Here is a 15,015-nt window from a genome sequence, read left to right as displayed (position 1 = left end):
TTTTTATATTAATATTATTTAGCTGACTTTGGCGCTATTACCTCGCCCACCAGATGAACCACACTTTGTGTTGGCACGGTATTACCTGTAATGGTAATTAACTTATCCTGCAAACCATCTTTACCGGCACTGTTAAAAACCACCTTAATAACCCCTTTATCGCCAGGTTTAATGGGTTCCTTTGGCCAGTCGGGCTTGGTGCAACCGCATGATGCCACAGCATCGGTAATAATAAGCGGTGTTTTGCCAGCATTAGTGAATTTAAAATCGTACGATACTTTATCGCCCTGGTTAATCTTACCAAAATTATAGCTATCCTTTTCAAACCTGATGATTGGCGCGTTGGCCGTATCAACGGGTGCGCCTGCCGGTGTTGTACCCGGAGCCGACACTGTGGTTTCTGTTGTTGTGTTTGATTGCTGCGTTTTATTAGACTGATGGCAGGCGGCCAACATTCCTGCGGTAATGATTCCTAAAAATATTCTTTTCATTTAATTAAAAGTTTTATGCAGTTGGATATTGCTTACTCCATTAATCCCCTGCCTGTTTTTTTGATTTTCCCTTCGGCTTTAAGCTCAAATAAAATTTTGTCTAAGATACCGTTTATAAATGAATTACTCTTTGGCGTACTAAATTCCTTCGAAATTTCAAGGTACTCGTTAATGGTAACCTTTACCGGGATTGAGGGGAAATAAACAAACTCGGCAATGGCCATTTTCATGAGCAGGGTATCCATCATCGCTATACGTTCGGGTTCCCAGTTTTGGGTTTTGGCAGTTATCCATTCCTGGAACATCTCGTCGTAACGGATGGTGTGCTGAAACAGGCTTACAATATATTCCCTGTCGTCTACCCAGTTCACAACCACTTCCGCCAATTTATTTTTCTCGGCTTCTTCAAAAGAAAAATTCTTGAACGTTTTTGCAATCAATGCCTGCAATACGTCGCGATCTACCGGCCAATAAATAAATTTATCTTCAAAAAACTGTTCGGCCAGGGATGATTTTAAAATTACTTTTTTAAAGATAAATTTAATGATATCCTTGTCAGAATGAACGGTATCGTCCGTTTTATCAAGATAAGCGGCATAATCGGGCGAATTTTTCAAGCTGGAGAACAACGATTTGGTGAGCTCCGGATCAAAATCCCATAATATTTTATACTTTTTTACTGCGGCAAGATAATCCTTGTTTTTATTGAGCGAGTGGATAAAGGTATTGCTCAATATTTTTAAATTAGGCTTCAGATCAGCCTCAGTTGGCAGATGTTTGTTTGCCCTCCCTGTAGCATCAGTATCTGCATATTGTACAACGTCGTTGATGAGCGATAACATCCAGATGTACATTTCGTGAACACTATCAACGCTTTGTATTAAAGCTTTCTCGTGTAAACGAAGATCTTTTTTTTCAGACTGATAATAAGCATACAACGACTGTAATACTTTGACCCGCAGGTGCCTTCTATTTAGCATTTTGGTAAGAACGTTTTGGGTTAATAACCCAGGTTAAAAACTATTGTTTATTTAGAATGATGTTTTAATTTTTTTAATATCAGCAATTCTTTTTTCGGCAATTTTATTTGCCGCTACTACGGTTGATATATTTTCGGTTTTTGATAGCTTCAATACATTACGTATAGCATCGTAAATATTTTCGGTTAGCTGCATGGTACGTTTTTTATTAAAACCGGCAATTTCCGAATAAAGGTTAATTAAGCCGCCTGCATTAATTACATAATCAGGAGCATATAAAATACCTTTCTCAAGCAGCATTTTCCCATGTAATTGCTCATCCTCCAACTGGCTGTTTGCCGATCCGGCTATGATAGCGCATTTTAACTGGTTTATGGTTTTGCTGTTAATAGTGGCTCCCAAAGCACATGGAGCATAAATATCAACATCCAAATCAAATATACTGTTATGCTCAACAGCTTCGGCACCGTATTTTTTGGCAACCTGCCTCAAACGGTCCTCATCAATATCGCTTACATATACCTTGGCATTCTCCTCGCGAAGCAGCTTCACTAAATTTTCGCCCACATGCCCGGTACCCTGTACAGCTACTGATTTGCCGGCCAGGTTGTCATTTCCATATAACTCCTTCAGGCATCCTTTAATACCCATGTACACGCCACGCGCAGCAACAGGTGTAGGATCGCCACTACCGCCAATGCTTTCGGGCACACCAGTAACATATTGGGTTTCCATCCGGATATACTCCATATCGCGGGTATTAGTGCCTACATCTTCGGCTGTAATATATTCGCCATTCAGGTTTTTAATAAACTTGCCATACATACGCAGCAAGGCTTCGTTTTTATCCTTACGCGAATCGCCGATGATCACGGTTGAACCGCCGCCCAGGTTTAAACCTGTAATGGCCGCCTTATACGTCATGCTGCGCGAAAGGCGCAAAACATCCTGAAGAGCATCGTTTTCTGATTTATAAGGCCACATACGGGTACCGCCTAAAGCAGGACCCAGTGTGGTATCATGAATAGCTATAATGGCTTTTAAACCGGTTGCCTCATCGTTGCAATAAACAACTTTTTGATGCCCAAACACACTTAACTGGCTAAATACAGATGTATTATTTGAGGTTGGTGCTGGCATGGTTGGCAAAATAGGTATAGATTGTTTGAATGGGTACAAAAGTAGGTATTGTTTTTTAATTATGGGTAGTTTGTTTTAAAAGTTGTTTAGTTAAGTATATCGGTCTATAAAAAAAACGGTTCTTATATGACGAATAGTGTGGGTAAAATGGTTTCAGTTTGTCTGTTGGAATTCCAAGCGGTAATTTGTAATGGAATAAAAGCCCATTTGCGTTGCTGCTTTTTTGATGAAAAACAAATCAGAAAATTATAGTTTATTTGACGCCTTAGTAAATTATTGATTATCAGCGTGTTTATTTTGAATTAATTAATCAGTATTCTTAATTTAGATCATCGGCACGCTCAATCGCCGCGTGAACGGCTTTGTTCTTTTTGTCTTGACACAAAAAGAACCAAAAAAGTCAAGACTGCCCGATCCTTCCGCCCACAAGCCAACTCCCGGCCCGGCGTGCAGTCGGGCTTTTGCGCACATTTCCTATCTGCGCTTGGTAATCCATAAGGTGCAAACGTCACCCATATTTTTTTCCGCTTGGCCTATTCCATTACTTATGAAGATCAATCTACACTTGCAATTTAATCAGCCTAATCTTGTTGCTTTGTAAAAACCACGCGCCACCGTTCTATCACTCAATCAATATACTACCTTTGCAGTATAATGAAGCACCTTGCTTACCTCAATAAGTTTTTGTACAAATATCGCTGGCATCTAATCCCAGGGATATTGTTTGTAATTATCTCCAACATTTTTGGTGTATTGCCCGCGCAAATTGTACGGGTAGCTTTCGATTTGGTGACCGAAAACATCAGCACATATCAACTTTTCGACGGCTTTAACAGGCAGGCTGCCGTATATAGCATTTTTGGTTCAAGCCTTTTATTATTCGGCACTTTGGTATTGGTACTCTCGTTGTTAAGGGGTTTGTTTTTGTTTTTTATGCGGCAAACCATCATTTTAATGTCGAGGCATATCGAGTTTGATATGAAGAACGAGATTTATAGCCATTACCAGGCTCTTTCGCTGGCCTTCTTCCGTCGGCATAATACCGGCGACCTGATGAACCGCGTTACCGAGGATGTAAGCCGCGTGCGCATGTACCTTGGCCCGGCCATTATGTATGCCATTAATACCATTGTACTGTTTATACTGGTAATTTATGCCATGGTAACGGTAAACGTAAGGCTGGCATTTTTTTCGTTATTACCTATGCCGGTACTGGTGGTTACCATTTACTATGTAAACAATATTATTGAGGCGCGCAGCGAGGGGATCCAAAAACGATTATCCGATCTGTCGAGTTTTGTGCAGGAAAATTTTTCGGGTATCAGGGTAATCAAATCGTACGTTCGGGAGCAGTTTGTACGCGACAGCTTTGCGCACGAAAGCGAAGGTTATAAAAAACAATCGATGGACCTGGTGCAGGTGCAGGCCTTGTTTTTCCCGCTGATGCTGCTATTGGTTGGGCTAAGTACCATCATCACCATCTATATAGGTGGCGTTGAGGTGATGAAAGGTAATATCACAGCGGGTAACATTGCCGAGTTTATTGTTTACCTGAGCCAGTTAACCTTCCCGGTAATGTCGTTGGGTTGGGTAACTTCGTTGGTTCAGCGCGCCGCCGCCTCACAGAAACGAATTAACGAGTTTCTACACGAAGAGCCTGAGGTTAAATCGCCCACCAGCGTAAAGCAAGCTATCAAAGGCCGGATAGAGTTTAAAAATGTTTCTTTTGATTATCCGGATACCGGCATCCGGGCCCTTAACGATGTATCCTTTGTTGCCGAACCGGGCCAATTAGTAGCTATTATTGGCCGCACAGGTTCCGGAAAGTCAACCATAGCCAACCTGATTATGCGGATGTACGATTGTACCGGCGGCGAAATTTTGATTGATGATAAACCCATTAATCAGCTAAACCTGGAAAGCTACCGTTCGCAAATCGGTTTTGTTCCGCAGGAAGTATTTCTGTTTTCGGATACCATTGCCCGGAATATCGCTTTTAGCGCCGATGTACTGGATATGCCCTCGGTAGAACAGGCGGCGCGCAACGCAGCCGTTTACAGCAATATTATGGAGTTTGAGCTGGGCTTTGAAACCATGATAGGCGAAAGAGGTGTTACCCTTTCGGGCGGGCAAAAGCAAAGGGTATCCATAGCGCGGGCTATTGTAAAGCAACCCCAGATATTAATTTTTGACGATTGCCTTTCGGCTGTTGATACGCGTACCGAAGAGGAGATATTGAACAACCTGGGCCGGTCCATGCAAAACAAAACAAGCCTCATCATAGCGCATCGCATATCAACCATCAAAAATGCCGATAAAATATTGGTGCTTGATCAGGGCAAAATATTGGAGCAAGGTACCCATGCCCAATTAATGGCTAATAAAGCAGCCTATTTTGAGCTATATGAGAAGCAATTGCTTGAAGAACAGCAAACTGCCTAAACCGTAAACTTTGTTAATTAAAATAGGTATAACTTTTTATAACAAAAATGAATTATATTACACTTTTTGTATTTCTACTTTCAAAAAATATCTATATTTAGCCCAAGCAAACTAAACACGACACTTAAAGATGGGAGATTTTGATAACAGAGAGCGCGAAGAGGTCTTTTCAAAAAAGGTAAGAGCCGGAAAAAGAACTTATTTCTTTGATGTAAAGGCCACTCGATCAAACGATTATTACATTACTGTAACCGAAAGTAAAAAACGTTTGGAGGATGGGGTATTTATTAAGCACAAAATCTTTTTATATAAAGAAGATTTTGAAAAATTTGCTGAAGGTTTAAAAGACACCATTGAGTACATCAAATCAAACCAGGAAGTGGTTGAAAAACGCTATGAATATAGCGAGATAACTGAAGCAGCTAAAGTAGACGACGATTTTTCGTTCGAAATATAAATAAGACACTATTAAAAAAAGGCCTTGCTGATTTAGCGAGGCCTTTTTTATGTTATCCAGAAATTTCCGGTTTACGGACGGGTTAATATGCCCTCAAAAAATTCAACCACATTTTAATTTAATCCACTGAAGGCCCGACTTCCATCACGAAGTAGATTTATCTCCCATGTCATCCCCCCCTTTCATCAACGTAACCGCGATAGAAAAGTAAATGATCAACCCGGTAACATCAACCAACGCAGCTACAAACGGAGCCGATGAGGTTGCTGGGTCGGCGCCAAGCCTCTTTAATAAAAGCGGCAACATTGATCCAGCTAAAGATCCCCATAAAACTACGCCATCGCGAGGATTCTCGCTTGTGGTCATCACGACACGGTAGGCCTCCATTTTTATACAACATTGTACTTACCTTTATACATAAGGTTTGTAATTCACGGCACGCCTTGCGGTAGCAGGAAAAAAAATCAAAACAAATGATATTACGCAGAAAAGAGGCAATTATATTATCATCTTTCTTTAAGTTCTTTAGTCTTTCGGAAGATGCCCGAATGGCTGAAATTGAAAATGCTTTAGCCGAATTTTCATTGGAAATAGAAGATGTTTCGGCTGAAATTTCGAATTATCGTGCACGAAAACACATTGAACATCGATTTAGCTTTTTTACAAATAACTACTTACAAACTTTTCTTCATAATCATATTGGAACAACTGTCGAAGTAAAAGGTAGAAGCCCTAAGCTACTTCCTTGTGTATGTTGTGGCTATGAAACATTAATAGGGATTGGGTGGGAGATATGCAATGTTTGCTACTGGGAAGACGATGGCGTTACTGAATTACATAAAATTAGTAGTGCAAACCACATGTCGTTATTCGAAGCAAAGGAAAATTTTAAAAAATTGGGCGTAAAATTAGAAGAACGTCTAAAATATGTAGATCCAGATAGAATGTTACAATTTGAGAAATCTAAATGAACCATCGCTACCGCAAACGTCCTCGCTTGTGGATTTAGGTAATCGATAATAAGCCTACAAATTCATTGACGCCGCGTACCTCAATCATGTACTGGTTACTTAGCATGATGAACACAAGCGAGGACGCGGTAGCTGGCGTAGATGGTAAGCCAATAGTCTTCATTTAATTCAATTGACAGTAGAGGAATGATTGAAGTAATTCAAACATCACACCAAACAACTCTAAGATTACACATATAAATCCCAATATGACTGAATCAGGAAAAAAATAGGTCTTTGAAAACTGGAAAGATAATTATTGGGAACATCGCGCAGAAGAGCATAATAAAAACAACATCTGACTAATAAGTATTATGGAAAAATACGAATCAATTATTAAATTAATTAACGACAATTCTAATGTGATAAACTTTGGAGAGTTTGGCAAAGGTGTATCCGATTTGTGGATAGATGAAGCCCAGCAGCGTTTAAATATTATTTTTCCTCCGTCTTACATTTGGTGGTTAAAGAATTACAACGGAGGTGAAATATTAGGAGAAGAAATATTCAGCATTTATGAAATGGATTTTGACAATGTTAAAGGAGGAGACATTGTTTACATTAATGAGCTTAACCGTAAAAATAAGATTTCGGATCAAACTCAATTAGTAATTCAAGAAAACAATCAAGGAGAAATTTATTATTTTGATTTACTTCAAAAAGATGAGAATGGCGAATGTCCCGTATATAGCAATATTGCGGAGACTAAAAGCAAATATGCCGTGGATTTTATAGATTTCATATCTAAAAGGATAAAGGATAAATATTAATCCTTTATTGGCTAATACTGGCCCCATCGTTACCGCAAGCATCCTCACTTGTAGGCATCATGCTAAGTAACCAGCATGCTTTGAGGAACGCTCCGTGAATAGATTTGCAAGCGTATGGATTGCTTAAAGCCACAAGCAAGAACGCTTTCGGTAGCGGGAGGCATCGTCAACAATAAAACAGCCAGTTATCTGAGTTATCAATTCAAGGCGTACTATTTTGCAATATCATAACAGCACCCCTTTCATCAACGTAACCGCGATAGAAAAATAAATGATCAACCCGGTAACATCAACCAACGTGGCTACAAACGGAGCAGACGAGGTTGCAGGGTCGGCACCAAGCCTTTTTAATAAAAGCGGCAACATTGATCCTGCTAATGATCCCCATAAAACTACGCCTATTAAGGCGATGCCTACGGTTAAGCCTACCAATATCCAGTGTGGCCCGTAAATATGAGAGAAGAAAGTCCAGATATAGATCCGCATAAAGCCGATGATACCCAAGGTTAGACCCAGCAACAAGCCCGACATAATTTCGCGGCGCATTACACGCCACCAATCGGCAACGGTAACCTCGCCCAATGCCATAGCTTGTATAATTAAAGTGGATGCCTGCGAACCGCTGTTACCCCCGCTCGAAATAATAAGCGGCACAAACAAAGCCAGCACCACAGCTTTAGCTATCTCGGCCTCAAAAAAGCCCATCGCGGTAGCGGTAAGCATCTCGCTCAAAAACAGAATGATGAGCCATCCTACCCTTTTTTTAACCAACTTAAGCAAGGGCATATCCATATAGGGCTCGTCTAATGCTTCGGTACCACCTATTTTTTGAATGTCTTCGGTATATTCTTCATGTGCTATCCAAAGTATATCATCTACGGTTACAATGCCCAACAGAATATTATCGTCATCGGTAACGGGTAGCGCCACGCGGTTATTCATCCGGAATATATTAATGGCTTCTTCCTGCGGATCGGTTACCTTAAGGGCAATCAGCCGGTTATCAATCAGATCGCTCATTTTGGTATCAGGAGGAACCAATAGAATCTCGCGGATGCGAACATCATCCAGCAACACTCCTTTATCATCAATAATATAAATTACATCAATAGTTTCAGAATCTTTACCGTAAGTGCGGATGTGCGCCAAAACCCGGGTGATGTCCCAATCTTTTTTCACTGCAACATAGTCGGGTGTCATTAAACGGCCTACGCTATCTTCTTTATAACCCAATAGGTCAAGAGCTTGCTGGCGATCGTTAAGGGGCAAATACAATATCAGTCGTTTAACAATATCGCCATCCAGTTCGCCAAACAGGGATGTACGATCGTCGGGCGGCAACTCGTTAATCAGTTCGCCGGTTTTAGGGCCGGGGAGTTTTTTAAGGATACGCTGCTGCGTGGGGAAGTCAAGGATACGGAAAACATTAACCGCCCTGTTGAGCGACAATACCTCAATAAACCTGGCTGCATATTGCGGCATTTCATCTATCAGCTCTTCAACATCGGATATATTCAGATTATCCAAATAATCCCGAAGCTGTTGGCGGTCTTCTAATTCCAGGAGTTTTTCCAATTCCTCAACCATTTCCTTCATAGGCGTTTTATTTTAAATTATCAGCAATAGGCACTAAACTTTAAGTGTGGCAAAAGTCGGTTATTTTTCCAAAATACAATACAGTTTTTCTGTTATCTTTGCGCGAAATTTTAATTGGTTATTGCGTTATTATGTTAATGGTTATTGAGTTATTATACCGTGCAGCCAATAACATAATAACCGGATAACTCACTAACAAAATAAAAACATGGGTTTACAGTGTGGTATAGTAGGTTTGCCAAATGTGGGTAAATCAACACTTTTTAATTGCTTATCAAACGCAAAGGCACAGGCGGCTAACTTTCCTTTTTGTACCATTGAGCCTAACGTAGGCGTAATTACCGTTCCGGATGACCGGCTTACCAAACTTGCCGAACTGGTTAACCCGCAACGCATTGTACCCAACGTTATCGAGATTGTTGATATAGCCGGCCTGGTTAAGGGTGCCAGCAAAGGCGAAGGCCTGGGTAACCAATTTTTAGGGAATATCCGCGCCACAAATGCCATTATCCATGTGCTGCGTTGTTTTGATGATGATAACGTGATCCATGTGGACGGTTCGGTTGACCCGATTCGCGATAAGGAAATTATTGATACCGAGTTGCAATTGAAAGACCTCGAATCGATAGAAAAGAAATTACAAAAGGTTGAAAAAGGCGCCAAAACCGGCGACAAAGAACAAAAAAAGACCTTCGAGGTATTAAGCATCTACCGCAATCATTTGTTGGAAGGTAAATCGGCCCGTACGGCGCCGGTTGCCGAAGGCGACGAAGAATATATTGCCGACCTTTGGTTATTAACTGCCAAACCGGTAATGTACGTTTGTAATGTGGAAGAAAAATCGGTTAACAGCGGCAATGCCTACGTTGAGAAGGTTAAGGCTGCCGTTAAAGATGAAAATGCCCAGGTGCTGATCATTTCGGCACAAATAGAATCGGAAATTGCTCAGCTGGAATCGTACGAAGAGCGACAAATGTTTCTGGATGATTTGGGGCTTGAAGAGTCGGGCGTAACCCAGTTAATTAAGGCTGCTTATAAGCTATTAAACCTGGCTACCTACTTTACCGCCGGTGTGCAGGAAGTACGTGCCTGGACCATTACCCAGGGCTTTACCGCCCCACAGGCGGCTGGTGTTATCCATACCGATTTTGAAAAAGGGTTTATCCGTGCCGAGGTGATTAAATATGACGATTTTGTAAAATACGGATCGGAAAATGCCTGTAAAGAAAACGGGAAACTGAGCGTTGAAGGCAAAACCTATATTGTTGCCGATGGCGATATTATGCACTTTAGGTTTAACGTATAGCACTTACCTATAACAGAACTAAGCGCCCAACTTTTATAGAGTTTTGGCAAATTTAAATTTGCCAAAACTCTATAAAAAATATACTTGAGTAAATTATAATTTATCTATCTCCTCGATAGATAGCTTTGTAAATTTATTGATTTGAGCTACAGGGATACCCTCCTGTTTCATTTCACGGGCAATAGTAATGGCTTCCTCGTATTTACCTTTCTCTATTCCCTTTTCTATTCCTTTCTCTATTCCTTGGTGTTCTGCCTTCTGTAACAAATATTGTTCTGTTCCCATGGTTGTACTCCTTCCGTTTAACTCTTCTACCTCTTTCTCAAATTTAAGCATCATTTCCGGGTTTTCAAAATTGACGTAATGCTTCAAAAAATCCATAATACCATTATGCTTGGCCTTGCTCACCTTTCGTTTGATTAGTTCCCGGGTTAGGTCGTGCTTAACGATTTTCAATCTTTCATCATCAATTTTTTTGTTTTTAAGCGCTTTGAGTGCTGTTAGCACCACGACAGCAAATGGATTGGGATTTGCCCGCAGCTCATTTTCATGCTGGTCTAAAAGCTTGTAAACATTATATTGGTAGCTGAGCCTGGTACCCAGGCACTCTTCGCGATAAGCAGTAGGGCGAAAGCTTTTAACTCCGTCTGTTAAGATGGCAAAGGCGGAAACGGGCACATCGTGTTTATCGCTGATCCTGTAAAAGTATCTGAACATGCGTTTGCTTAAATCTTCTTTGCCTTTTTGGCCTTGAACCTCTATATGCAGAAGGATCCACCTGGCACCGCCATTTTTTAGATATACTTTAACCAGTTTATCAACATAACGTACACCGGAGGCATGTTCTTCGGGTGGAAAAAGCTGGTCGAACTCTTTATCCATGTATACAAAGCCTCTTTTCATATTGAAAAGCACATCTGCATCAGGAAAGAAAAATCGCAGAAAATCATCGAATACGTCTTCAAAGATAGCTTTCCACAATGCATCATCTTTTTTTGCCATAAAGCAAGAATAAAAAAAAGACAAGGAACAAGCAAACAGGCAATGCGCAAATTATATAAACATAAACGCAAAAAGCCTATACCCCAAACCGCAAAACCCAAATCGACATTAGCGATGCGCTTCTTTAGGGAAGGTAAAATAAAAAGTAGCCCCCTGCCCTTCTTTACTTTCTATCCATATCCGGCCTTGGTTTGCAGTGGCAAACTCCTTGCTCAGCATTAACCCGATACCGGTTCCCTTTTCGCCTGTTGTGCCAAAGGAAACATCGAGATTGGACTTGGTAAAGAGTTTTTGTTGCGCTTTACCAATCCCTTTGCCCTGATCTTTAACAGAAAAAATTATCATACCGGCCTGCGCGTGCAAATCGGCAGCAACTTCAATGGCTCCCGACGGCGGACTAAACTTAACCGCATTAGAGAGCAGGTTACGGATAATAAAGTCAAAATGGTTAGCATCCCCATGAATCATCAAATCCGGTGGTGTTGTATCCGTGATCACTATGGATTTATCGTGGGTATGTTTTTGTAGGGATGCAATGCTTTTTCTGATGCTTTTCTGTGCGTCAAAATCCACGGGGTTAATATGAATCCCTTTCAATTGCGCTTCGCCCCAGTTGAGCAGGGAATTTAATATTTCGAGGGATACGTTGCCCTGCTTGCGCATTTCAGAAACCATCAGCCGCTGTTCTTCCGTCAGATCCTCTTCTTCCATTACCTCCAACAATTGTGTTATCCCTCCGATAGGATTACGAAGATCATGCCCTATGATAGAGAATAGCTTATCCTTGATCAGGTTAGAGGCCGTTAAACTTTTGTTCAATTGCCTGTTTTTATAGAAATAAAACGTAAGTATCAGTAAAACAATCAGTATGCCGATGGCTGCCATAATACCCTCATTGCGCTCATAGGTTTTTTGCTTGTTTGCCAGCTCCAGATCCTCAATATGTAATTTTGATTCGGCCAGATCGTAGCTGCTTTGCAGCGCGGCTATTTTATGTCCTTCGTTGGCCGTCATTAAGCTATCCAATAAACGGTGATGCTCTTCTAATGCATTCAAAGCATCCTGAAACCGGGATTGCTGACGATACAAATCAGAAAGACTCCGGTAAATTTCTGCCGATAATTGTTTGTGGCCAATGGCCTTGGCAATACCAAGCGCATTTTTTAAATGCTTAATACCCTGCCCGGCATCCTGATATTTAAGTACATTGGCAATATCCATTAACGAGCGGGCCTGCTCGGCATGCAAGCCATTTGCCCTCGCTTTTTGTAATCCCCGCTGGTGATAAGCCAGGGCCTTTTGTTTATTACCTAATTGATCATGTGCCTTGCCTGCGTTATTTAAAAAGGAAATGTGTTTTTTAATATGTTCATCTGCCCCACTCCGGGCAATCCCTTTTTCAAAATAATTAGCAGCCAACTGGTGATTACCCATTTTGGTATGTAATTTGCCCACGCTGCTAATCAAAGCAAGGTAGTCATCCGATGTTGGTCTATCCTGGTTGAGCTGCTCGGCTTTGGTATAATATTCCAAAGCCTGTTTTAAATTGCCACTTAACTCATTAACCTCGGCAAGCTTGGTATACGCCCTTATAGCCCCTTCGGTATCCTTGCTTTTTTGATATTGGTTTAAGGCATTTGCAATTAAAATTTTCCCGGTTGCAAAATCGCCTTGTTTTGCCCTTAGTATGCCTAAATTGGCAGTAGCATCGGCACCATCAATACCGTGATGTAATTTGTTAAAAATGCCCAACGACTCTGTTTGATATCTTGCAGCCAGTTCGAGGTTGCCATATTGCTCATTGATACGTGCCAAACGGTTCAACATCAGGGCCTCTCCGAAGGGATAATACAATTTCCTGGATAACTTAAGACCGTTATCGGCATAGTACAGGGCAGAGTCCGGGTATTTACCCTGATAATTACTGCTTTTATATTCGTAAAGCCTCAATTTTAAGCTATCGGCTTTTGAAACAGGATTGTATTTTTGTTTTACCTGTCCGCAGGATGACAATGCAAACATGCACAACAAGCCGAATAAACTGGTATACTTCATGTAAATCAAATAATAATCCTTTTACGGGATGATGAAATTAAAGTTAATACGACTGTACTAAATTTAAACGCCCAACTTTATTCGATCTGTAACGATGCAAGCATCCAGATAGTTACTTTACCTTGTTCAGGCAATGCACCGATGGTTATAGTTTTATCTTTTATAAGTTTTCCCTTCGCTTTTTGCCAATCTCCGGAGTAAAAATTCACGATAGCCGTGGATGAGAAATAAACTTTTATCTTTGGCTATGTCAGATAGTAAACCACCTGTTGCAGGGAAATATATTGATCCTTTAGTTGACTTTGCCTTTAAAAAAATATTTGGCAGCGAACCTAATAAGGACTTATTGATTGCTTTTTTAAATGAAGTATTTAGGGGTCGCAAGCACATTGTCGATTTAGTGTACAATAAAAACGAACACCCCGCCGATTTAAAAGACGGGGGCGCAGCCATATTTGATCTCCTTTGTACAGGGCATAACGGCGAACGCTTTATAATTGAGGTGCAGCGCGCAAAACAAGGTTACTTTAAAGAAAGGGCTTTATTTTATACTTCCCGCCTCATAAGCGACCAGGCGCCAAAAGGCAAACGGAGTGACTGGGCTTATAACATTGCCGAAGTATATTTAATTGCCTTGTTGGAAGATTTCACATTGAAAGGCAGCCCCGCAAATAGCTATCTGCACGATATTTGCCTGTGTAACAGAGATACCGGTGAAATTTTTTATGACAAACTGGGTTATACATACATTGAATTAAGTAAATTTGTAAAAGCGGATAGCGAACTGGAAACCGATTTAGACAGGTGGCTTCATGTATTAAAGAACATGAGCCAATGGGACAAAATACCTGTATACCTGCGGAAGCCCGTATTTGAAAAACTATTCAGCATTGCTGAATATACTAACTTGACAAAGGAAGAAAAAACCATGTACGACAGCAGCTTAAAATACAAATGGGATAATAAGAATGTAATAGAATATGCCCGGCAGGAAGGTATCGAAAAAGGCATCGAAAAAGGAAAGCACGAAGAAGCCATTGCTATTGCCAAAGAAATGAAAAAGGACGGCCTGCCACTTGCCAAGATCGCAAAGTTCACTAAAATTTCCGTATCGGAAATAGAGAAGCTTTAATACTTAAAGGCACAAATACTTTTGTCAATTTCGAGATTTGTTACGCCTGACCATGAGCCAATGGGACAAAATACCTGTATACCTGCGGAAGCCCGTATTTGAAAAACTATTCAGCATTGCTGAATATACTAACTTGACAAAGGAAGAAAAAACCATGTACGACAGCAGCTTAAAATACAAATGGGATAACAAGAATGTAATAGAGTATGCCCGGCAGGAAGGCATTGAAAAAGGCATTGAAAAGGGTATCGAAAAAGGAAAGCACGAAGAAGCCATTGCTATTGCCAAAGAAATGAAAAAGGACGGCCTGCCACTTGCCCAGATTTCAAAGTTTACTAAAATTGCTGTATCGGAAATAGAGAAGCTTTAATACTTAAATCTCAACTACAATACAATATAAAAGCCTGCAAATTAATTAATTTGCAGGCTTTTATATATCAGGCATTAATTATTTGTGTTCCCGAAGGGAATCGAACTTTTGCATACTAAAATAATTACAAGTGAAAAAACAGCTAATAAACCAAAATAAGCCGCATTTTGAGTATCCCAACGACACTTAAAGTGTATCAGAGAGCAAACAAACCGACAACAATCATTGCTTTTGTTGTCGGTTGTCGGTATATTTGAATATTGT

At 40.6% G+C, this 15,015-nt stretch carries 13 protein-coding genes and 2 pseudogenes; 7 read left to right on the top strand and 8 right to left on the bottom strand.

Features of this window, described 5'->3' with window-relative positions; all coding sequences use genetic code 11:
* Positions 1-14: 14 nt before the first annotated feature.
* The 3 genes from MUCPA_RS24450 to MUCPA_RS24440 are packed head-to-tail and all read right to left on the bottom strand — an operon-like array spanning position 15 to position 2,611.
* Complete coding sequence (locus MUCPA_RS24450) at positions 15-491, bottom strand: DUF1573 domain-containing protein (protein ID WP_008510035.1); 477 nt, start codon at positions 489-491, stop codon at positions 15-17.
* A 32-nt stretch (positions 492-523) separates the two neighbouring features.
* The gene (gene nusB / locus MUCPA_RS24445; protein ID WP_008510034.1) at positions 524-1,471 is read right to left on the bottom strand and encodes a transcription antitermination factor NusB; all 948 of its coding nucleotides are present in this window, start codon (positions 1,469-1,471) and stop codon (positions 524-526) included.
* Positions 1,472-1,522: 51 nt separating this feature from the next.
* Positions 1,523-2,611: a Glu/Leu/Phe/Val dehydrogenase dimerization domain-containing protein gene (locus MUCPA_RS24440; protein ID WP_040626375.1), complete on the bottom strand. Its 1,089-nt coding sequence runs from the start codon at positions 2,609-2,611 to the stop codon at positions 1,523-1,525.
* Positions 2,612-3,265: 654 nt separating this feature from the next.
* On the opposite strand from MUCPA_RS24440, the gene MUCPA_RS24435 reads away from it, so the two are divergent.
* Both MUCPA_RS24435 and MUCPA_RS24430 read left to right on the top strand, forming a co-directional pair.
* Positions 3,266-5,053, top strand: coding sequence for an ABC transporter ATP-binding protein (locus MUCPA_RS24435; protein ID WP_008510032.1), 1,788 nt, complete (start codon positions 3,266-3,268; stop codon positions 5,051-5,053).
* Between the two features lie 130 nt (positions 5,054-5,183).
* Positions 5,184-5,510 carry a DUF3276 family protein gene (locus MUCPA_RS24430; RefSeq protein WP_008510031.1) on the top strand — a complete coding sequence of 109 codons (327 nt, stop codon included), beginning with the start codon at positions 5,184-5,186 and terminating at the stop codon, positions 5,508-5,510.
* Between the two features lie 144 nt (positions 5,511-5,654).
* On the opposite strand, the pseudogene MUCPA_RS24425 reads toward MUCPA_RS24430, so the two are convergent.
* Positions 5,655-5,849 (bottom strand): annotated as a pseudogene (locus MUCPA_RS24425) (magnesium transporter); the annotation flags it as partial.
* Between the two features lie 134 nt (positions 5,850-5,983).
* On the opposite strand from MUCPA_RS24425, the gene MUCPA_RS37210 reads away from it, so the two are divergent.
* A complete protein-coding gene (locus MUCPA_RS37210; protein WP_008510030.1) occupies positions 5,984-6,481 on the top strand; it encodes a CPCC family cysteine-rich protein in 498 nt (165 codons plus the stop codon).
* 34 nt (positions 6,482-6,515) lie between these two features.
* Here the strand turns inward: MUCPA_RS37210 and MUCPA_RS39310 are convergent, their stop codons facing one another.
* Positions 6,516-6,644: a hypothetical protein gene (locus MUCPA_RS39310; protein ID WP_262492961.1), complete on the bottom strand. Its 129-nt coding sequence runs from the start codon at positions 6,642-6,644 to the stop codon at positions 6,516-6,518.
* 190 nt (positions 6,645-6,834) lie between these two features.
* Here MUCPA_RS39310 and MUCPA_RS24415 point away from each other — a divergent pair, with 190 nt between their 5' ends.
* The gene (locus MUCPA_RS24415) at positions 6,835-7,290 is read left to right on the top strand and encodes an SMI1/KNR4 family protein (protein ID WP_008510029.1); all 456 of its coding nucleotides are present in this window, start codon (positions 6,835-6,837) and stop codon (positions 7,288-7,290) included.
* A gap of 225 nt (positions 7,291-7,515) precedes the next feature.
* Here MUCPA_RS24415 and mgtE read toward each other — a convergent pair whose 3' ends face one another.
* The gene (mgtE, locus tag MUCPA_RS24410) at positions 7,516-8,886 is read right to left on the bottom strand and encodes a magnesium transporter (protein ID WP_008510028.1); all 1,371 of its coding nucleotides are present in this window, start codon (positions 8,884-8,886) and stop codon (positions 7,516-7,518) included.
* Between the two features lie 208 nt (positions 8,887-9,094).
* On the opposite strand from mgtE, the gene ychF reads away from it, so the two are divergent.
* Positions 9,095-10,192 carry a redox-regulated ATPase YchF gene (ychF, locus tag MUCPA_RS24405; protein WP_008510027.1) on the top strand — a complete coding sequence of 366 codons (1,098 nt, stop codon included), beginning with the start codon at positions 9,095-9,097 and terminating at the stop codon, positions 10,190-10,192.
* A 93-nt stretch (positions 10,193-10,285) separates the two neighbouring features.
* Here the strand turns inward: ychF and MUCPA_RS24400 are convergent, their stop codons facing one another.
* The gene (locus MUCPA_RS24400) at positions 10,286-11,194 is read right to left on the bottom strand and encodes an RpnC/YadD family protein (RefSeq protein WP_008510025.1); all 909 of its coding nucleotides are present in this window, start codon (positions 11,192-11,194) and stop codon (positions 10,286-10,288) included.
* A gap of 108 nt (positions 11,195-11,302) precedes the next feature.
* Positions 11,303-13,249: a tetratricopeptide repeat-containing sensor histidine kinase gene (locus MUCPA_RS24395; protein WP_008510024.1), complete on the bottom strand. Its 1,947-nt coding sequence runs from the start codon at positions 13,247-13,249 to the stop codon at positions 11,303-11,305.
* Positions 13,250-13,496: 247 nt separating this feature from the next.
* Here MUCPA_RS24395 and MUCPA_RS24390 point away from each other — a divergent pair, with 247 nt between their 5' ends.
* A complete protein-coding gene (locus MUCPA_RS24390; protein WP_008510023.1) occupies positions 13,497-14,381 on the top strand; it encodes an Rpn family recombination-promoting nuclease/putative transposase in 885 nt (294 codons plus the stop codon).
* Positions 14,382-14,433: 52 nt separating this feature from the next.
* Positions 14,434-14,751 (top strand): annotated as a pseudogene (locus MUCPA_RS24385) (PD-(D/E)XK nuclease family transposase); the annotation flags it as partial.
* Positions 14,752-15,015 lie beyond the last annotated feature (264 nt).

It is taken from the genome of Mucilaginibacter paludis DSM 18603, assembly GCF_000166195.2.
Lineage (GTDB): Bacteria > Bacteroidota > Bacteroidia > Sphingobacteriales > Sphingobacteriaceae > Mucilaginibacter > Mucilaginibacter paludis.
This window is presented reverse-complemented; position numbering and strand designations above follow the sequence as displayed.